This is a genomic window from Enterobacter cloacae complex sp.6700776 (assembly GCF_048284255.1).
GTDB classification, from domain to species: domain Bacteria; phylum Pseudomonadota; class Gammaproteobacteria; order Enterobacterales; family Enterobacteriaceae; genus Enterobacter; species Enterobacter intestinihominis.
The window spans coordinates 1-19,017 of record NZ_JBLVYK010000009.1; the positions used below are offsets into that span (position 1 = coordinate 1).

22 protein-coding genes, 1 tRNA gene and 1 rRNA gene are annotated in these 19,017 nt (G+C 54.7%); 11 read left to right on the plus strand and 13 right to left on the minus strand.

What is annotated here, in order from left to right:
* Positions 1–94 (plus strand): 5S ribosomal RNA (gene rrf, locus ACNQ0T_RS14385); the annotation flags it as partial.
* A gap of 244 nt (positions 95–338) precedes the next feature.
* Here rrf and ACNQ0T_RS14390 read toward each other — a convergent pair.
* A tRNA-Phe gene (locus tag ACNQ0T_RS14390) sits at positions 339–414 on the minus strand.
* A 169-nt stretch (positions 415–583) separates the two neighbouring features.
* Between ACNQ0T_RS14390 and ACNQ0T_RS14395 the strand changes: the two genes are divergently transcribed.
* On the plus strand, positions 584–1,429 hold the full coding sequence (locus ACNQ0T_RS14395; RefSeq protein WP_046620959.1) for an AraC family transcriptional regulator: 846 nt from the start codon (positions 584–586) through the stop codon (positions 1,427–1,429).
* A 35-nt stretch (positions 1,430–1,464) separates the two neighbouring features.
* Positions 1,465–2,055, plus strand: a complete 591-nt coding sequence (locus tag ACNQ0T_RS14400; RefSeq protein ID WP_023299118.1) for a LysE family translocator — start codon at positions 1,465–1,467, stop codon at positions 2,053–2,055.
* Here ACNQ0T_RS14400 and ACNQ0T_RS14405 read toward each other — a convergent pair.
* From ACNQ0T_RS14405 to aspA, 5 genes are all read right to left on the minus strand, one after another.
* Positions 2,052–2,627 (minus strand): transcriptional regulator, encoded by a 576-nt coding sequence (locus ACNQ0T_RS14405; RefSeq protein WP_022646797.1) that lies wholly within the window; start codon positions 2,625–2,627, stop codon positions 2,052–2,054. The two genes, ACNQ0T_RS14400 and ACNQ0T_RS14405, sit on opposite strands and share 4 nt — an antisense overlap.
* 49 nt (positions 2,628–2,676) lie before the next feature.
* Complete coding sequence (locus tag ACNQ0T_RS14410; RefSeq protein WP_063841696.1) at positions 2,677–4,380, minus strand: protein-disulfide reductase DsbD; 1,704 nt, start codon at positions 4,378–4,380, stop codon at positions 2,677–2,679.
* The gene (cutA, locus tag ACNQ0T_RS14415; RefSeq protein WP_003855908.1) at positions 4,356–4,679 is read right to left on the minus strand and encodes a divalent cation tolerance protein CutA; all 324 of its coding nucleotides are present in this window, start codon (positions 4,677–4,679) and stop codon (positions 4,356–4,358) included. The genes ACNQ0T_RS14410 and cutA overlap by 25 nt, the downstream gene beginning before the upstream one ends.
* Before the next feature lie 113 nt (positions 4,680–4,792).
* Complete coding sequence (locus tag ACNQ0T_RS14420) at positions 4,793–6,094, minus strand: anaerobic C4-dicarboxylate transporter (RefSeq protein ID WP_008502949.1); 1,302 nt, start codon at positions 6,092–6,094, stop codon at positions 4,793–4,795.
* 116 nt (positions 6,095–6,210) lie between these two features.
* Complete coding sequence (gene aspA / locus ACNQ0T_RS14425; protein ID WP_003855923.1) at positions 6,211–7,647, minus strand: aspartate ammonia-lyase; 1,437 nt, start codon at positions 7,645–7,647, stop codon at positions 6,211–6,213.
* Between the two features lie 335 nt (positions 7,648–7,982).
* Between aspA and ACNQ0T_RS14430 the strand changes: the two genes are divergently transcribed.
* Positions 7,983–8,447 (plus strand): FxsA family protein, encoded by a 465-nt coding sequence (locus tag ACNQ0T_RS14430; RefSeq protein ID WP_003855925.1) that lies wholly within the window; start codon positions 7,983–7,985, stop codon positions 8,445–8,447.
* Between the two features lie 23 nt (positions 8,448–8,470).
* On the opposite strand, the gene yjeH is transcribed toward ACNQ0T_RS14430, so the two are convergent.
* On the minus strand, positions 8,471–9,718 hold the full coding sequence (gene yjeH, locus ACNQ0T_RS14435; RefSeq protein WP_023299120.1) for an L-methionine/branched-chain amino acid transporter: 1,248 nt from the start codon (positions 9,716–9,718) through the stop codon (positions 8,471–8,473).
* A 178-nt stretch (positions 9,719–9,896) separates the two neighbouring features.
* On the opposite strand from yjeH, the gene ACNQ0T_RS14440 reads away from it, so the two are divergent.
* A complete protein-coding gene (locus tag ACNQ0T_RS14440; protein WP_003855929.1) occupies positions 9,897–10,190 on the plus strand; it encodes a co-chaperone GroES in 294 nt (97 codons plus the stop codon).
* A gap of 39 nt (positions 10,191–10,229) precedes the next feature.
* Positions 10,230–11,876: a chaperonin GroEL gene (gene groL, locus ACNQ0T_RS14445; protein WP_006810416.1), complete on the plus strand. Its 1,647-nt coding sequence runs from the start codon at positions 10,230–10,232 to the stop codon at positions 11,874–11,876.
* A gap of 141 nt (positions 11,877–12,017) precedes the next feature.
* Here the strand turns inward: groL and ACNQ0T_RS14450 are convergent, their stop codons facing one another.
* Entirely contained in the window at positions 12,018–12,479 is a 462-nt protein-coding gene (locus ACNQ0T_RS14450; RefSeq protein ID WP_022646800.1) for a YjiG family protein, read from the minus strand.
* Complete coding sequence (locus ACNQ0T_RS14455; RefSeq protein WP_038415111.1) at positions 12,476–13,123, minus strand: nucleoside recognition domain-containing protein; 648 nt, start codon at positions 13,121–13,123, stop codon at positions 12,476–12,478. Before ACNQ0T_RS14455 ends, ACNQ0T_RS14450 begins: the two co-directional genes overlap by 4 nt.
* 234 nt (positions 13,124–13,357) lie before the next feature.
* Between ACNQ0T_RS14455 and ACNQ0T_RS14460 the strand changes: the two genes are divergently transcribed.
* Complete coding sequence (locus tag ACNQ0T_RS14460) at positions 13,358–13,711, plus strand: DUF4156 domain-containing protein (RefSeq protein WP_046620972.1); 354 nt, start codon at positions 13,358–13,360, stop codon at positions 13,709–13,711.
* A 65-nt stretch (positions 13,712–13,776) separates the two neighbouring features.
* Here the strand turns inward: ACNQ0T_RS14460 and epmB are convergent, their stop codons facing one another.
* Positions 13,777–14,805 (minus strand): EF-P beta-lysylation protein EpmB, encoded by a 1,029-nt coding sequence (gene epmB, locus ACNQ0T_RS14465; protein WP_157508530.1) that lies wholly within the window; start codon positions 14,803–14,805, stop codon positions 13,777–13,779.
* 40 nt (positions 14,806–14,845) lie between these two features.
* Here epmB and efp point away from each other — a divergent pair, with 40 nt between their 5' ends.
* The 3 genes from efp to ecnB all read left to right on the plus strand — a co-directional run bounded on the left by efp (position 14,846) and on the right by ecnB (position 15,856).
* Positions 14,846–15,412: an elongation factor P gene (gene efp, locus ACNQ0T_RS14470; RefSeq protein WP_003855940.1), complete on the plus strand. Its 567-nt coding sequence runs from the start codon at positions 14,846–14,848 to the stop codon at positions 15,410–15,412.
* Between the two features lie 57 nt (positions 15,413–15,469).
* Entirely contained in the window at positions 15,470–15,601 is a 132-nt protein-coding gene (locus tag ACNQ0T_RS14475; protein ID WP_006810410.1) for an entericidin A/B family lipoprotein, read from the plus strand.
* Between the two features lie 108 nt (positions 15,602–15,709).
* Positions 15,710–15,856 carry a lipoprotein toxin entericidin B gene (gene ecnB / locus ACNQ0T_RS14480; protein ID WP_006178941.1) on the plus strand — a complete coding sequence of 49 codons (147 nt, stop codon included), beginning with the start codon at positions 15,710–15,712 and terminating at the stop codon, positions 15,854–15,856.
* Between the two features lie 37 nt (positions 15,857–15,893).
* Here ecnB and ACNQ0T_RS14485 read toward each other — a convergent pair whose 3' ends face one another.
* Positions 15,894–16,493, minus strand: a complete 600-nt coding sequence (locus ACNQ0T_RS14485) for a helix-turn-helix transcriptional regulator (RefSeq protein ID WP_023299123.1) — start codon at positions 16,491–16,493, stop codon at positions 15,894–15,896.
* A 262-nt stretch (positions 16,494–16,755) separates the two neighbouring features.
* Between ACNQ0T_RS14485 and sugE the strand changes: the two genes are divergently transcribed.
* Entirely contained in the window at positions 16,756–17,073 is a 318-nt protein-coding gene (gene sugE / locus ACNQ0T_RS14490; protein ID WP_015572453.1) for a quaternary ammonium compound efflux SMR transporter SugE, read from the plus strand.
* Here sugE and ACNQ0T_RS14495 read toward each other — a convergent pair.
* Together ACNQ0T_RS14495 and blaACT are read right to left on the minus strand one after the other, a co-directional pair.
* Positions 17,070–17,600: a lipocalin family protein gene (locus ACNQ0T_RS14495; protein ID WP_032625173.1), complete on the minus strand. Its 531-nt coding sequence runs from the start codon at positions 17,598–17,600 to the stop codon at positions 17,070–17,072. The two genes, sugE and ACNQ0T_RS14495, sit on opposite strands and share 4 nt — an antisense overlap.
* A 157-nt stretch (positions 17,601–17,757) precedes the next feature.
* Entirely contained in the window at positions 17,758–18,903 is a 1,146-nt protein-coding gene (gene blaACT / locus ACNQ0T_RS14500) for an ACT family cephalosporin-hydrolyzing class C beta-lactamase (protein ID WP_417930184.1), read from the minus strand.
* Positions 18,904–19,017: the final 114 nt, after the last annotated feature.

The following is a 19,017-nucleotide window of genomic DNA, read 5'->3' on the forward strand; positions in this document are numbered from 1 at the left end:
TCCCACCTGACCCCATGCCGAACTCAGAAGTGAAACGCCGTAGCGCCGATGGTAGTGTGGGGTCTCCCCATGTGAGAGTAGGGAACTGCCAGGCATCAATCAGGAAGAACCCCGTACCGGAAGGTGCGGGGTTTTTTGCTTTGTGCGCGGAAAAACATGCCGGATGGCGGCTTCGCCTTATCTGGCCTGCGGGTTTTGTAGGCCCGGTAAGCGCAGCGCCACCGGGCAATGCCGGCCGCACGACCTCATCGGGAAGAGATACAGGAATAAAATTTAGGTAAGGTTTTGATAAGCGCAGAAAAGCAAAAACCCAGCCATAGGCTGGGTTCTTTAAATAGTGGTGCCCGGACTCGGAATCGAACCAAGGACACGGGGATTTTCAATCCCCTGCTCTACCGACTGAGCTATCCGGGCAACGGAGCGCATTAAACCGCAATCGCGCGCGATCGTCAACATTATTTCGGGAAAAGCTGTTCAACTGCTTAAGTTTGCGGCAATCTGTCCGTTTGTGCGCTGAAAATGCACAAATCTTCCAGACAGTTCAGGCAAGATGTGACAATGCTGACGGTAAGAGGAGGGCAGTATGGCAAACGACTGGCTTGAGCTGCGTCAGCATGCAGAAACAGGTATTGAGACAATTAAGGCGCATTTCGAAGGACATGCCTTTGATCCCCACTGGCATGATAGCTATCTGGTCGGAATAACCCTTTCCGGTACGCAGCAGTTCCACTGTCGCCGTGAACGCCACCGTAGCCAGCCGGGCGATGCTTTTTTACTTGAGCCTGGTGAAATACATGACGGTGATGCACCGGTAGAGGGTGGCTTTACTTATCTGACCTTTTATCTGGATGAACACTGGCTCACCCGTACGCTTCAAGGGCTGTATAACTCTACTCCCGGGAGTTACACCCTCCACTTTGCCCAAACGCTGACGCGAGAGCCTCAGCTGGTGCGCGCTATCGGTGATACATTTGCCTCGCTGCATAACGATGAGATGAAGATCGTACAACAGAGCACAATGGATAACCTGCTCACTAAGATTACAGCCCACTGCCACTGGCGGAAGAAACTCCCGTCGCAGTTACAAAGCTCCGCTGTGGCGCATCGTGCCCGCGACTATCTCTATGCGCATATCGGCGAGAACGTGGGGCTGTCAGACCTTGCGCGGGAGACGGGGACGGATCGCTTTACGCTCACCCGCTGCTTTAAGCGTGAATTTCACCTTGCGCCGCACGCCTGGCTTATCCAGCTGCGCCTGGCAAAGGCCCGACAGATGCTGGCGTATGGGGAACTGCCTGTTGATGTGGCGACGGCAGTAGGTTTTGCCGATCAAAGCCATCTTGGTCGCTGGTTCCAGCGGGCGTACCGTATTTCTCCGGCACACTACCGTCGGTTGTGCACAAACCTTCCAGACGTTTCCAGAAAATAACGGCACATTCATGGCTCTACTAAAAGGAGCCACCTGTGAATTTAATACCCTTCCTGCTGTTTGCATTTGTCGCCTCGATTACGCCGGGGCCAACCAATATTTTGGTACTGGCTAACAGTCAGCACTTTGGCGTAAAAAATACGATTCCTGCGATCCTGGGTGGGTGTATTGCCGCCAGCGCTATTGTTCTGGTTTCAGGCGCTGGGGCAGGAGAAGTGTTACGCCAGTACCCGCTGATACGTCAGGTGATGAGCTGGGCGGGTGTGCTGTGGCTTTCCTGGATGAGCTGGCAGCTGTTTAGCGCCCCGGCCGCGAATCTCTCCTCCAGGCGTCATGTCCGATTTACCGCGCGGGCAGCGGCGTTATTACAGGTTGTAAACCCAAAAACCTGGATGATGGCGCTGGCCGTCGTCAGCCTGTTTGCTCCGGCAAGCGACCATGCATTACGGGATATTTCGCTGATGGCGCTATGGTTTCTGGCGATCTCAGTGGTCTGTTTGTTGTGCTGGGCGTGGCTGGGGAAGGCGGTGAACCGGATTTTCCGCACCACCGTGGCGATGGTGCGATTTCAACGTGCAATGGCGCTGTGTTTGTTTATTTCCGCCTGGACGGGAATGCTGGCTTAGGTCAGTGCACCACCCATACGACACTGCGCAAACCGCAAAATATCTTCCGCCAGACGGTGCGCCGTATCCACATCCGCCTGGCTACGGTTCACCAGCATGCGGCTCAGGCAACCTTCCAGCACCAGCTCCATCTGCTTCGCGACCATTGCCGGATCATCCACTTCAAGTGTGGTCAGCAGCTCGTGTGTGAACTCGTGCGCGGCTCGTTTTTGCTGATCTGCCAGCTGATGGATGGGGTGTCCGGGATCGGGGAAGTAGGTGCAGGCGGCGATAAACAGACAGCCTGGGTAACGGTTGTTGGTGACACACTCCGTCAGTGCGGTATAGCGTGCCAGCAGCTTTTGCTCGGTGGTCAGCTCTTCATTCAGCATCAATTGCCTGCGCCAGATATCCACCTGCTGGCTGAGATAGCGCAGGGCATCATACAGCAGCGCCTCTTTATCCGGCCAGAAGCGCTTAAGTTCATCCAGAGGGTAATCGATACGGTCGGCTACCATCTCAAGCGTGGTGCTGGCGATCCCTTGAATCTCAAGTAATTGCAGGGCTTGTCCCAGTACGTCTTCGCGTTGCACGGTTATCTCCTCCGCTATTCCCAACGGTTTATCCCGTCTAAAGTGTTGTTTACGGTTGGCGATTGCGCAAATGCGCGTTGAATGCCGTCGCGTCCATAAACCCGGTTACACGCTGCGTCAGCTGTTCTTCCCCCTGTTCATTGAAGAATAGGATGGTAGGCAGCCCGAGCACGTTAAGTTGCTTCAGCAGAGCCTTATCCTGCGCGCTGTTGGCGGTAACGTTCGCCTGGAGCAGAACGGTATCGCTCAGCGCATGTTGTACCTGCGGATCGCTGAAGGTGTATTTTTCAAACTCTTTGCAGGCCACGCACCAGTCGGCATAGAGATCGAGCATGACCGGTTTTCCTTTCGCCTGCGCCAGGGCGCGGTTGAGATCGTCCACGTTCTTAATCTGTATAAAATTCAGATGAGCCTGCGTTTGACCTGTCGGGGTGCCAAACGCCCAGTCCTGTAGCGGACGGACGCTCACCAGCGCGGCCGCCAGCAGAAGGATCTGTAGCAGGCGCATCCACGGTTTCTTCGCACCCAGACTCACGATAAATGCCCAGCTGAAGAAGGCCACGCCGAGCATAGCCCACAGACGCGTACCCCATACATCACCGATGATGCGTTCCAGCAGGAAGACCGGTAGCGCCAGAATGACAAAACCAAACGCGGTTTTCACCGTCTCCATCCACGGGCCGCTCTTCGGCAGCAGACGATTGCCAAATACCGTCACAAGGATCAGCGGCAGACCCATGCCGAGCGCGTAAAGGTACAGCGTGCCGCCGCCGAGCCAAAGGTTGCCGCTCTGGGCAATGTATAACAGGATGGCGCTCAGCGGCGCGGTGGTGCAAGGGGAGCAAATCAGCCCGGCGATGGCACCCATGGCGAACACGCCGCCCGCAGAGCCCCCCTGCTGACGGTTGCTCATTAGCGTCAGACGGGTTTGCAGGGAAGAGGGCAGTTGCAGAGTGAACAGGCCAAACATCGACAGCGCCAGCAGAATAAACACTGCTGACAGTCCGATAAGCACATAGGGGTGCTGAAGGGCGGCCTGGAACTGCAACCCGGCAGCGGCGACCACGAGGCCGAGCGCCGTATAGGTTAACGCCATGCCCTGCACATAGATAAAGGCCAGCAACAGCGCGCGGGCGGTGGAAAGGCGTTGCTTACCACCCAGCACGATGCCAGAGATAAGCGGGTACATAGGCAGTACGCAGGGCGTAAAGGCGATGCCGATACCAATCAATAACGCCCAAAGCGCTGAGAACGGAAGGTCTGAAGCGGCTTCGCCTTCACCCCTCACACTGGCCATTTCCCCTGAGGGGAGAGGGGAGGCCGCCGCTTTCACTTCGCTAAGCGGAACGACCTTTGTTTCAGGAGGATAGCAGAAGCCCGCATCGGCGCAACCCTGATACGTCACCGTCAGGGTAGCGCCTTTATCCGCCTGATTCACCGTGACGGGCACGCTTAAGCGCTGGCGATAAATTTCACTTTTACCGTAGAACTCGTCCTCGTGCCATTCGCCAGCGGGCATCTGCAATGCGCCGACGTCAGCCTTTGCCGGCGTGATGCTGACCTGCTTGCGATAGAGGTAATAACCCTCTTTCACCTGCCAGGTGAGGCTGAGATCGTGCTGGTTTTGCTGAAAGTCGAAAACGAATGCCTGGTCGGCAGGAATAAAGTTCGAACGGCCGGGCGCGTCAAACAACCCGGCAAAAACTGACGTGCTGCACAGCAGCAGGATCAGCGTAAAGAAGCGTTGAGCCATGAGAGATAATCGTTATCGCCGTGGACCACTGGCAGCACCAGCAGCTCCGGGGTTTGGTAAGGATGATGAGACTTGAGGCAGTCGAGGAGCGCCTGCTGGTTGGTCAGATTGGTTTTGAGCAACATCTGGACTTCGTACTCTTGCTCCAGCTTGCCTTCCCAGTAATAAAGGGAGGTGGCGCCGGGAAGTAGCGTGACGCAGGCAGCCAGTTTTTCGGCCAGCACTTTGGCGGCGAGATCCTGGGCAGAAGCTTCATCAGGGGCGGTACACAGTACAACAACAGCATCAGGCGTGTTCACAAGTCGACCTCCTCATCACGAAAGTCTTCACTATATCACGCCATGTGATTGGTCATTAATGAAACGGGCCGCAGCGCGGCCCGTTTTTAACTATTTTTACAACGGCTAACCGTTTACAGCACAATGCCGCCGATGATAAAGCCGAGGACCACGCAGAGCGTAATCGCCACCACGCCCGGGATGAGGAACGCGTGGTTAAACACGTATTTACCGATACGGGTCGAGCCGGTGTCATCCATCTCAACCGCGGCCAGCAGGGTTGGGTAGGTTGGCAGCACGAACAGGGCGGAAACCGCCGCGAAAGAGGCAATCGCCGTCAGCGGCGTCACGCCCAGCATCAGTGCCGCAGGCATTAGCGCTTTGGTGGTCGCAGCCTGGGAGTACAGCAGCGTTGCGGCAAAGAACAGCACCACCGCCAGTAGCCACGGATAGTTGTGCAGCAGGTCGCCTGCAACTGTCTGGATATCGCTGATGTGCGCTTTCACGAAGGTGTCACCGAGCCACGCCACACCCAGCACGCACACGCAGGCGCTCATACCGGATTTGAAGGTGCTGGCGTTCAGCACTTCGCTGGTGTCGATTTTACAGGTGATACTGATCAGCGTCGCGATGGTCAGCATAAATACCACAATCGCTTCGTTACGCGGCAGAACCGGGTTCTGGATCAGACCTACCGTATCGCTGATGGCGGTCGCGTAGAACATCACGGCGACGATACCAATCAGGAACAGCAGCACGGAGCGTTTTGCATGCGGCTTCAGCTCAAAGACCTGGCTACCGCGCAGGCTCACTTCACCTTTTGCCAGGCGCTCCTGGTAAACCGGATCGTCTTTCAGCTCGGCGCCGAGGAAGTTACACAGCACGGCAGTGATCATTACCGCAATCAGCGTGACCGGAATACAGATCGCCAGCAGCGTCAGATAACTTACGCCCATCGGCTCGAGAATACCCGCGAAAAAGACCACTGCCGCGGAAATGGGCGAGGCGGTGATCGCAATCTGGGAGGCGACTACAGCAATAGAAAGGGGGCGAGACGGGCGAATACCCTGCTCTTTCGCCACTTCGGTGATGACCGGCAGCGTGGAGAAAGCGGTATGGCCAGTACCGGCGAGAATGGTCATAAACCAGGTCACCAGTGGCGCAAGGAAGGTGATGTATTTTGGATGACGACGCAGCATACGCTCCGCCAGGCTCACCAGGTAGTCCATACCGCCAGCGACCTGCATGGCCGCAATGGCAGCGATAACCGCCATGATGATTTCGATAACGTCAAAAGGGATTGCGCCGGGTTTAATCTGAAAGATCAGGGTAAGTACGAGCACGCCGAGACCGCCGGCAAAGCCGATGCCGATACCCCCGAGTCGTGCGCCCAAATAAATCGCCAACAGGACGATGACGAGTTCTGCTCCAAACATAAAGACCTGCCTTGCTTATTAACAAGTTGATATTGAATTGTTGTGTTTTGGTAACGGCCATAAAGAAAAAAGGCACGTCACAAGTGACGTGCCTTTCGGAAGCTTAGCCTGAACGGTTACTGTTCGCTTTCATCGGTATATCGTTTCGCTTTATATGCCGGGTGCATCAGGTTCTGGGCGGAGAAGATATCGTCCAGTTCGGCTTCGGTCAACAATCCTCGCTCGAGAACCACCTCGCGCACGCTCTTACCGGTTTCGGCACAAATCTTCCCGACGATATCGCCGTTGTGGTGGCCGATGAACGGGTTGAGGTAGGTGACGATGCCGATGGAGTTATAGACGTAGCCTTCACACACTTCTTTATTCGCGGTGATGCCGTTAATGCATTTTTCCAGCAGGTTGTAGCAGGCGTTTGTCAGAATGTGGATAGATTCAAACATCGCCTGGCCAATCACCGGCTCCATTACGTTCAGCTGGAGCTGACCGGCTTCGGAGGCCATGGTGACGGTCGTATCGTTACCAATCACCTTGAAGCAAACCTGGTTCACCACTTCTGGCACCACCGGGTTCACTTTAGCTGGCATGATGGATGAACCCGCCTGCAACTCTGGCAGGTTGATTTCATTCAGGCCAGCGCGCGGACCGGAGGAGAGCAGGCGCAGGTCGTTACAGATTTTGGACAGTTTCACCGCCAGACGTTTCAATGCGCTGTGCACCATCACGTAGGCGCCGCAGTCTGAGGTGGCTTCAATCAGGTCTTCTGCAGGCACAACCGGCAGGTTGGACACTTCAGCCAGCTTCTGTACCGCCAGCTGCTGATAGCCATCCGGGGTGTTCAGGCGTGTACCGATGGCGGTAGCGCCCAGGTTCACTTCCAGCAGCAGTTCGGACGTGCGCAGCAGGTTTTTGGTCTCTTCGTTCAACAGCACGTTAAACGCGTGGAACTCCTGGCCGAGGGTCATTGGCACCGCGTCCTGCAGCTGGGTACGACCCATTTTCAGGATGTCCTGGAACTCAACGGCTTTACGCTGGAAGCCATCACCCAGCTGATTAATCGCGTCGACCAGTTTGACGACAGAGGCATACACCGCGATGCGGAAGCCGGTTGGGTAGGCGTCGTTGGTGGACTGACATTTGTTAACGTGGTCGTTCGGGTTCAGGTACTGGTATTCACCTTTCTGATGACCCATCAGCTCCAGGCCGATGTTTGCCAGCACTTCGTTGGTGTTCATGTTGACGGAGGTGCCTGCGCCGCCCTGATAGACGTCAACCGGGAACTGATCCATGCATTTGCCGTTGTTCAGCACTTCATCGCACGCGGCGATAATCGCATTTGCAGCGCTTTTAGGAATGGTTTGCAGCTCTTTGTTTGCCAGAGCCGCGGCTTTTTTTACCATCACCATGCCACGCACAAATTCAGGGATGTCGCTGATTTTGCTGTTGCTGATGTAGAAGTTTTCAATCGCTCTCAGAGTGTGAACACCATAGTAGGCATCCGCTGGAACTTCCCTGGTACCCAACAAATCTTCTTCGATACGAATGTTGTTTAACATGTGAACCTTCTTTTCAAGCTGCCGATGGATTGTACTAAACACACAGTAGATATGTGGTTTTGAATATTTTATGACCGACGATTATTCCCTCAATCGGCCAGATGTTCGAGATCATATGCTGATGATAGCGAATTGCCGTAAGCTGGATCACTTATTATCGACCCGATTTCATGATAATTATTAATCTGTGAAATATGTCACCGCTTTAATATTTCCAGAAAAAATATCCGTGCAAACCGATTGAATTTTGGCTAACCGTCACCATTTCTTATCTACGCGCTTCGCGAACACATTCAGTCAGGGGCCAGAGGGCACCTGCCACACAGGAGATGCCAGTGCGCTGGATACCATTTATTGCTTTCTTTCTTTATGTTTACATTGAGATTTCGATTTTCATCCAGGTTGCCCATGTGCTGGGCGTCCTGCTGACGCTGATTCTGGTGATCTTCACCTCCGTCATCGGCATGTCGCTGGTGCGCAATCAGGGTTTCAAAAATTTCCTGTTAATGCAGCAGAAGATGGCCGCAGGTGAAAGCCCGGCCGCCGAGATGATCAAAAGCGTGTCGCTGATTATTGCTGGCCTGCTGCTGATCCTGCCGGGCTTCTTTACAGACTTCCTCGGCCTGCTGTTGCTGTTGCCGCCGGTGCAGAAGCATCTGACCATGAAGCTGCTGCCGCATCTGCGTTTCAGCCGTATGCCAGGCGGTGGTTTCAGCACCGGCCCGGGGGATACCTTTGAAGGGGAATATCAGCGTAAGGATGAGCAGCGCGACCGGTTAGATCATAAAGACGATCGGTAAGTTTCTTGCCCGGTGGCGCTCGCTCACCGGGCCTGCGGATTTTGCCGCTTCGGTAAAAACACCCACAGCCCTGCCAGCATGACGATGGCGTACACACTCTTCCATCCCACCATCGCCAGCAGCAGCAGGCACAGGACACACCCGATAGCCGCCAGCGCCTTAAAGCGTCCTTTCAGTAGCCGACAGCCCGCCAGCATGCACAACAGATAGATCATGATGAAAATACCGTTGGCGTAGATAATCAGCGCGTCAAGGTTGATGTCGAGGAGATAAATGGCCAGGGAACTCACCACGCAGCAGCCCAGTACGGTATTCAGCGCATTCACCGGAAGCTGACGCTTTGACAGGCGTGAGAGGGGGCTATCCGGTTTATAAAGTGCCTGAGACCACACCAGCCGGGCGAAGCTCTGAATATAGATGTTGAGGCTGGCAAAGCAGGCGAGATAGCCAATCACGCAGGCTACCCACAGGGCCTTAACGCCAAACAGCTGCACCACGATGCCCGGCAGCGACGCGGCGGCGGCTTTCTCTTCACCGAACGCGTTGAAGTGCAGCACCAGTACGGTACAGGCCCAGTACACGGTGCCCGCCAGCAGCAGGCCAATCATCAGGGCGCGGGGAAAATCACGCTCGGGCTGTTTAAACTCGGATGCCAGATGAGCGAACGCCTCCAGACCGACGAAACACCAGAACATGACGGATAGTGCAGCGAAAAGCTGTGTGTGGTCGATGTCATTAATCGCGGGGAAAGGAATATCCGCCACCGTAATGTCACCCGCAAACCAGATGGCGACGATCAGCGCGACGATTAACACGGCGACCAGCGTTTGCAGGTTGGCGCTGGAACTGGCCCCGCGTGAGCCAACCCACCAGATAATCGCCAGCGTACCGAGTTCAGCCAGCAGCAGCTGTTCATCGTGCCAGCCAAACAGCGCCTGTCCGAAGCCGGTTGCGATATGCAGGGCTGCCGGAAGGCCAACGGGTATCACCGACAAAAATAGCCAGCCGGTGACGCGTTCCATTCGCGGCCCAAACGCCATGCCGACAAAATGCGCTACGCCGCCTGCGCTCGGGAAGTGCCGCCCGAGTATGGCAAAGACAATCGCCACCGGAAACACCAGCACGATCAGCACCGGCCATGCCCAAAGACTGTTATTGCCGGCAACCAACGCCGCCAGCGCGGGAACCGCAAAAACGCCCGTGCCTAACAAAGACGTTGAGAGTAAGCCAATGCCCTGCGCCAGCCCCAACTCCTGCCTGAGTCCACTCATTTACCTCGTCCCGCCACCATCAAAAGAGAGTGGATGGTAACACTTTCGCAAATTTTTTTTCGATTACCCCTTGAAGGGGTAAAAAGCTATCCCCATCTCTCAGGGCACTAGCCGGAAAACCGCATGCGGACCGGCGTCATCCATAACTGATAATGACTTTCTCAAAGGAGAGCTATCAATGAGTATTCGTCCGTTACATGATCGTGTGATCGTCAAACGTAAAGAAGTTGAAACCAAGTCTGCTGGCGGCATCGTTCTGACCGGTTCAGCAGCAGCAAAATCAACGCGTGGCGAAATCATCGCTGTCGGTAAGGGCCGCATCCTGGAAAACGGAACTGTGCAGCCACTGGACGTTAAAGTTGGTGACATCGTCATTTTCAACGATGGCTACGGCGTGAAATCCGAGAAGATCGACAATGAAGAAGTGTTGATCATGTCCGAGAGCGACATTCTGGCAATTGTTGAAGCGTAATTAACGCACGAAACTGTACGAATTTGAGGAAATAAGAACATGGCAGCTAAAGACGTAAAATTCGGTAACGACGCTCGTGTAAAAATGCTCCGCGGCGTAAACGTACTGGCAGACGCAGTGAAAGTCACTCTGGGCCCGAAAGGCCGTAACGTCGTGCTGGACAAATCCTTCGGCGCGCCAACCATCACCAAAGATGGTGTTTCTGTTGCACGTGAAATCGAGCTGGAAGACAAGTTCGAAAACATGGGCGCACAGATGGTGAAAGAAGTTGCCTCTAAAGCGAACGACGCTGCTGGTGACGGTACCACCACCGCGACCGTACTGGCGCAGGCGATCATCACCGAAGGCCTGAAAGCCGTTGCTGCGGGCATGAACCCAATGGATCTGAAACGTGGTATCGACAAAGCTGTCGCCTCTGCTGTTGAAGAGCTAAAAGCGCTGTCCGTACCGTGCTCTGACTCTAAAGCCATTGCTCAGGTTGGTACTATCTCCGCTAACTCCGACGAAACCGTAGGTAAACTGATCGCTGAAGCGATGGATAAAGTCGGTAAAGAAGGCGTGATCACCGTTGAAGACGGTACTGGTCTGGAAGACGAACTGGATGTGGTTGAAGGTATGCAGTTCGACCGCGGTTACCTGTCCCCATACTTCATCAACAAGCCAGAAACTGGCGCTGTTGAGCTGGAAAGCCCGTTCATCCTGCTGGCTGACAAGAAAATCTCCAACATCCGCGAAATGCTGCCAGTGCTGGAAGCCGTTGCGAAAGCAGGCAAGCCGCTGGTAATCATTGCTGAAGACGTTGAAGGCGAAGCGCTGGCGACTCTGGTGGTTAACACCATGCGTGGCATCGTGAAAGTGGCAGCGGTTAAAGCACCTGGCTTCGGCGATCGTCGTAAGGCGATGCTGCAGGATATCGCTACCCTGACCGGCGGTACCGTGATCTCTGAAGAGATTGGTATGGAGCTGGAAAAAGCGACCCTGGAAGACCTGGGCCAGGCGAAACGCGTTGTGATCAACAAAGACACTACCACCATCATCGACGGTGTGGGTGAAGAAGCCGCTATTCAGGGCCGTGTTGGTCAGATCCGTAAGCAGATCGAAGAAGCAACTTCCGATTACGACCGTGAAAAACTGCAGGAGCGCGTAGCGAAACTGGCAGGCGGCGTTGCGGTAATCAAAGTTGGTGCTGCGACCGAAGTTGAAATGAAAGAGAAGAAAGCACGCGTTGACGATGCCCTGCATGCGACCCGTGCTGCGGTAGAAGAAGGCGTAGTTGCTGGTGGTGGTGTCGCGCTGGTGCGTGTAGCCGCTAAACTGGCTGGCCTGACCGCTCAGAACGAAGACCAGAACGTAGGTATCAAAGTTGCGCTTCGCGCAATGGAAGCCCCTCTGCGTCAGATCGTGTCCAACGCCGGTGAAGAGCCATCAGTAGTTGCGAACAACGTGAAAGCGGGCGAAGGTAACTACGGTTACAACGCAGCAACTGAAGAATACGGCAACATGATCGACTTCGGTATCCTGGACCCAACTAAAGTTACCCGTTCTGCTCTGCAGTACGCGGCATCTGTAGCTGGCCTGATGATCACGACCGAATGCATGGTAACCGACATGCCTAAAGGCGACGCGCCTGACTTAGGTGCTGCTGGTGGTATGGGCGGCATGGGTGGCATGGGCGGCATGATGTAATCATGTTGTTCTGAACCTCTCAGAATGAACCCCGGGCAGCGATGCCCGGGGTTTTTTATTGCCCGTCGAGCCGTTACTCAAACAAGATGTGCATGGCGGAAGAGATGCGGTTCCAGCACTGAAAAATCCATTTTTATCTCCTCAGAAGAGTAGCTGCATCACCCACATCGAGAGCAGGGCGTTGATGACGCAGACAGCGATGATGTGCGGATAATACTTCGGGTTGACGCCTGCAGTGCCCAGGCAACGGCCCGTGTTTTGCACCGGATTGCCCATCAGGTAGATGGCGGGCAGCAGGATGGTGGCATCATGGCCGCTGAGCGTGCCGGCGACGACCAGGCTGGCGCAAACCCCCACGCCGCCGCCCATGCTCATCACCGAGGCCAGAAGTACCGTTGCCGCCGCACCCGGAAGCCCCCACAGGGCCATGATGGGCTCGCATACCCTGCCGACAATATCCAGCAGGCCGGTCACCTTAAGCGCCTGAATGATGACAAACGCCATGACCACGTTCGGCAGCAGGCTGGTGGTGGCAATGGTAAAGCCGCGGCGGGCGCCATCGATAAACAAGTCCATGATATTTTTACGCGTCTGGGCGATCATTTTTCCTCCTGAACGCGACGAACTTCCATGTGGGCGATCCACAGTCGCAGGAAGTTCGCGCCAACGAATTTGAACACCAGAATGACGGCAAGCGGCGCGATCACCGGGACGGTAATAAAGGTAAAAAGTGCGGCACCGGAAGAAAAATAGTTGGTAATAATGGCGCTACCGCTGGTCTGGAAGGTGGCGAAAATGGCGCGTTCATGGTCAGTAATCGCCCCTTCGTCGGTCAACTCTTTGGTCATCCCTGCGGCTGCATCGGTATTTTGCAGGTTGGCGATAAGCGCCAGAGAGCAGATGCCCGGCACGCCGAGCAGCGGGCGCAGAATGGGCGTCATGAGCTGTTGTGCGGCGCGCAGCCCGCCCAGCCCCTCGGTAACGGCAATGATCCCGAGCGATAAAATGACCGAGGGCGCCAGTTCAAGGGCAAACAAAAAACCGTCTTTCGCTCCTGTGCCACCCTCGCCGCGAAACGTTAGGGCGCCGTTCACCGGTCCAAAGCTGCCGTTCAGGACGGTAAAATCCAGCACGCGCCACCATTCAGTACTTTTGGCGAAAAAACCTGAGAAAAATACGATGGTGAGCACGAACGCCAGATAGCCCACCCAGGTTACTTTTTCCTCTCCTGAGGATGATGCACTCATGAAACCCCCTTTTTTTTAGTCCCGTACAAAAGTTGTACGTCGCATCACTAAAAACGATCGGGGGCTAAAACACGATATCCCAAAGGTTATTATCAGAATTCATTTAAGATGTCGGAGGAGTGCCAGCGGAATCTGGCTCGCAGAAATGCTCAGCATTTTTCTTTTGGTCATCTTTTTAGTATAAGGTTTACACGCGGACAACTACTGTCCAGCTTATTGAAAACGAGGAATAACATGCGCATAAAAGTCTGTGCAGGGATTGTAGGTGCAGCATTGCTGCTGGCGGGTTGTAGCACCAGCAATGAGCTGACGGCAGCGGGCCAGAGCGTTCGCTTTGTGGAAGATAAGCCGGGCACCGAATGCCAGCTGTTAGGCACCGCCTCTGGCGAGCAAAGCAACTGGATGTCAGGGCAGCACGGCGAGGAGGGCGGCTCTATGCGCGGTGCGGCCAATGCCCTGCGTAATCAGGCTGCGGCAATGGGCGGCAACGTGATTTACGGGGTGAGCAGCCCGACGCAGGGTATGCTGTCCAGCTTTGTGCCAACCGCCAGCCAGATGAACGGCCAGGTCTATAAGTGCCCGAACTGATATAACATTTTGATGGCGCTGCCGCTTTACCTGTAGGCAGGTAAGCGTAGCGCCACCTGCTTTTTTTACTGCTGCCGCAGCTGCAAATCCAGCGGCGTCTTACTCGGCTCTCCGCCAATCTCACGTGCCAGCTTCGGCACCATATAACCTGAAACCAGCGTTAACAGCTCGCGCATAATCTTCCGGGCCTCTTCATCCGTCACCATGAAGTGCGCCGCGCCCTGGACGCGATCCAGAACATGCAGGTAATAGGGCATTACGCCCGCATCAAATAAGGCATTGCTGAGAGCGGCCAACACGTGGGCGCTGTCGTTCACGCCGCGCAGTAATACGCTCTGGTTGAGCAGCGTCACGCCTGCCATTCGCATACGCGTCATCGCCGCACGAAAGTCCGCGTCAATTTCATTCGCATGGTTGATATGGTTTACCAGCAGCACCTGTAAACGGGACTGCTCCAGGCGCGTGACCAGGGCGTCGGTGATACGCGCCGGGATGACGATCGGTAAACGGCTGTGAATGCGCAGACGCTTAATGTGCGGGATGGTCTCAAGTTGAGTCAGCAGCCAGTCCAGCTCATGATCTTTTGCCATCAGCGGGTCGCCGCCGGAAAAGATGATTTCATCCAGTTCCGGATGCGCTGCGATGTAGTCCAGCGCCACCTGCCAGTTGCGCTTATTACCCTGATTTTCGGCGTACGGGAAGTGGCGACGGAAGCAATAGCGGCAATTTACCGCGCACCCGCCCTTAACCAGCAGCAGGGCACGATTGCGGTATTTATGCAGTAAACCCGGTACAACACTGTTCTGCTCTTCCAGCGGATCGGTGCTGTATCCGGGGGCGGTAATAAACTCATCCTGAGAGGTCAGCGTTTGTTTTAATAATGGATCATCAGGGTTACCCTTTTCCATTCGGGCAACAAACGCGCGGGGAACGCGCAGGGCGAAAAGGCGCTTCGCCTCACGGCCTGCACGCAACGCTTCGTGCTGTTCGAGGTCTAAAAGACGCAGCAATTCATCAGGACTGGTGATTACATCGGCAAGTTGCGATAACCAATCTTCTCTGGACGGGGTGTTTAGGGTTACAATATGCGCCATTTTGTGGCTTAGCTACCAGTTAACAAATTTAGAGGGCCTTATGGCAACGTACTATAGCAACGATTTTCGTGCTGGTCTTAAAATCATGATGGACGGCGAACCGTACGCGGTTGAAGCCAGCGAATTCGTTAAACCAGGTAAAGGCCAGGCATTTGCGCGCGTTAAGCTGCGCCGCCTGCTGACCGGTACCCGTGTTGAGAAAACCTTCAAATCTACTGACTCCGCTGAAGGCGCTGATGTTGTCGATATGAACCTGACTTACCTGTACAACGACGGTGAGTTCTGGCACTTCATGAACAACGAAACCTTCGAGCAGCTGTCTGCGGACGCGAAAGCGATTGGCGACAACGCCAAGTGGCTGCTGGATCAGGCCGAGTGCATCGTGACTCTGTGGAACGGTCAGCCTATCGCGGTTACGCCGCCGAACTTCGTTGAGCTGGAAATCGTTGAAACCGATCCAGGTCTGAAAGGTGATACCGCAGGTACTGGCGGCAAGCCTGCCACCCTGTCTACCGGCGCTGTGGTGAAAGTGCCACTGTTCGTACAGATCGGTGAAGTGATCAAAGTGGATACCCGCTCCGGCGAATACGTATCCCGCGTGAAGTAATTTACGTCATGATTAAAGGCGCAGCGCCCGCTGCGCCTGATTTTGCAGGCAGGGAAGATGAAACGTACCGTTAAAATTCTGCTTCTGTTAGCGCTCTCCAGCGCAATTCTCTCCGGCTGCAACACCGCGCGTGGCGTGGGTGAAGATATCCAGGATCTCGGCCATATCATTTCCCATGCGGCCAGCTAATTCCGTCTAATTTTCCTAAAAATTCTTCCTTTTCCGTCAAACGGCAAGATTTTGTCTATTCTTAAGTTGCTATACACAAAATAACTTTGGCTATAAAAGGAAGATATTATGGTTAAGAAAACAATTGCAGCGATCTTTTCTGTTCTGGTGCTTTCTTCGGTACTGACTGCATGTAACACCACCCGTGGCGTAGGGGAAGATATCTCCGACGGTGGTAGCGCGATTTCTGGCGCAGCAACTAAAGCTCAGAACTAATGTAAGCGACGGTACGGCAAGTTATTACACCGTACCGTCAATTCTCCACTTCCTGTAGCGATAAAAACGGCGAGTAGCGCGTATCCATATGCAGCTTCATGCGGATATTGCGTTTGTACGTGTATACCGTTTTTCCGTTAATGCGAAGATTGCTGGCAATTTTCTGGTTGCTCGCACCATCCATCCACAAGGTCAGAACTCTTTCTTCCTGACGCGTCAGCAACGGTGCCGCCATTTTCGGTAGCTCCGCGCTCGCGCATGACGTTAGCGCGTCGTTTATCACCGCCGCCAGTGCTTCCAGATCGGTATTTTTGGAGAGCGAAGACCATATCGGGAACTGCGCCAGATAATCAGTCATCTCCTGCTCCTGCCCTGATTGCAGCATAATAAAAGGCAGTGTTTCGCTGGCAATTAGCAGGGAGGAAAGCTGCTGAAAATGGTGTAAATCCTGCCGGAAGCCAGATAAATCAGCGATGACCAGCGCAGGTTTCCATTGCAGGATATGCTCTCTGGCGAGGAAAAGATTATTTACCCCGGTTACGACGAAATGACCCGAAAACAGGTCTGAATGATTGACCCATGCTTCAAATCCCGCGCGGGTGAAGTGACAACGGTCAATCAAAAGAATTTTGAACATAAAATTTTCGCAGTCGGCTAGTGGTTTGGCTTCCTGCCATCAGAAAGCCTATCATCATAGAGAAGTCGGATGAGTCATAAATGCCTGAACTACGTGCCTTACTGAGGCTATTTCTTGCTTTAAGGTGTTCAGCAGAAAAAGTTTGAAAAAAAATTCCACGCTAACCAAAATATAAGGCGCAACTTCTGCCTTGCGGGACGACCCGTAAGCGCTTCACTCATCGGGGACGGCCCCAACTTGTCTTTAAGTTAAGGAGCCTGAAATGTCCTGGATCGTTCTTGTTATTGCTGGTTTGCTCGAAGTGGTATGGGCAATTGGTCTGAAGTACACCCACGGTTTTACCCGCCTGACGCCCAGCGTCATCACTATCGCCGCAATGATTGTCAGTATCGTCATGCTGTCATGGGCGATGCGAACCTTACCCGTCGGCACAGCTTACGCTGTCTGGACGGGAATTGGCGCGGTAGGGGCTGCCATTACCGGCATTCTGCTGCTGGGGGAGTCTGCGAGTCTGGCGCGCATCGCCAGCCTCGCGTTGATTGTCGCGGGTATCATCGGGTTAAAACTCAGTACGCACTAATGCGGCTGTTTTACCCAGATTAACTTCGTCACATCAAACCCTTGCCGGGTCGCTATGTCCAGCATCTGCTGTTTCATTTCCGCCGAGATCGTTGGCGTGCGGGAGAGGAGCCACAGATAGTTGCGATCCGGCCCACAGACCAGCGCGTGGCGGTACTCTCTGTCCAGCGCAATGACGTTATACCCGCCGTAGTATGGGCCGATGAAAGAGGCTTTCATGGCCGCGCGGTTAGATGCGCCGGTGAAATAGGCCTGACCAACTGACTGCTGCCACATCTGGCGATCCGGGTTATAGCCGCGGTTAATGACCCGGATCCCGCCGTCATCCATCGCGCTGTAGCTGACCGTGACTTTTTCTAAGCCCCGTTCGAACTGATGGTCCAGTCGGGCGATTTCATACCAGGTGCCGAGGAAGCGCTGTGCGTCGAAATTACTGACTACCGTGACGCCAGGCGGAGGAGTAGGAGAACTGCAAGCAACCACTAAAAACGCGGCTGTTACTGCGGCAATAACAGGCAGAATGCGCATAGGAGTTTCCTTACTGTTTTTTGTTAAGTGTAGATGACAGCAGGGAAAATGCGGGAGATTGTGCAGGGTGTTTTGCCGGGTGGCGGCTTCGCCTTACCCGGCCTACAAAGTTCATGCGTTGTGTAGACCGGGTAAGCGCAGCGCCACCCGCAATGTTTTACTGTAGCGCGTCGAGGATATGGTATGCCGCCTCAACGCGTGCCGGGTTCGGATAGCTTTTATTCGCGAGCATCACAATACCGATCTGCTTTTCAGGAATAAAGGCCACGTAGCTGCCAAACCCGCCAGTAGAGCCCGTTTTATGGACCCAGGACGCTTTGACCGGGGGAGCCGGTGGATTCACTTCTGCCACGGGCAGCGGTGCCAGCGCCACCTTACTGTCGCTGCCCTCGATCACCGTGTTGGCCTCCACGGGCCAGTTGAGCATCTCCCAGCCCAGACCCTGATACATTGACCCGATACGCCAGTAGCGCGACTGCGCCAGCGAGATGCCCTGCTTAAGTGAGGCATCAGCAACGTTCTCCGGCGCCATGTTTGCCATGACCCAGTTCGCCATATCCTGCACGTTGGTTTTCACGCCATAGGCTTGTGCATCCAGCATTCCCGGCGAAACGCGCACCGCTTTACCGTCACGATAGCCCCAGGCGTAATGCGCCTCTTCCGCTTTCGGAACGTTAATCCAGGTATGGTCCAGCTTGAGCGGCTTAAGGACCCGCGTCGTCATGGCCTGCTCATAGCCCATGCCGGAAGGTTTGACCGCCAGCGCGCCAAAAAGACCGATACTGGCGTTGGCGTAAAGACGCGTTGTGCCAGGCTTCCACTGCGGCTGCCAGTTTTGATAAAAGCGCAGCAGGGCGGCATTATCCGTGACCTCATCCGGTACCTGTAGCGGCAGGCCGCCAGCGGTGTAGGTTGCGAGATCCAGCATACGAATCCCCTGCCACTGCTTGCCCGTTAGCTGTGGCCAGTATCTGGTCACCGGATCGTCCAGCGAAATTTCACCGCGAGCAATGGCATCCCCTCCTAAAACCCCGGTGAAGGTTTTACTTATAGAACCCAGCTCGAACAGAGTCTGAGGCGTAACGGGTTTGCTGGCCGCGATATCGGCTTTGCCAAACGTGTAATAGTGCGGTTTACCCTGATAAATAACGGCCACCGCCATGCCTGTAATCGACTGGGCTTTCATCAGCGGGGTAACCGTATTCGCGACCACCTCCGCCAGCTGTTTTTCTGACACTGGCGCGGCGAGAGCAGAGCAAGAGATGCCGAGCAGCAGGGCGCAGCAAAGAGATTTTTTCATCATCAGTAATCTTCCGTAATAGCGAGTCAAGGGGATGTCCGGGCCCGTCAGACAGGCGTAGTCTGTTGGATTTGACTGTGCCTGACAAACGGTTAAATTTAGCATTAGCTGTTAATT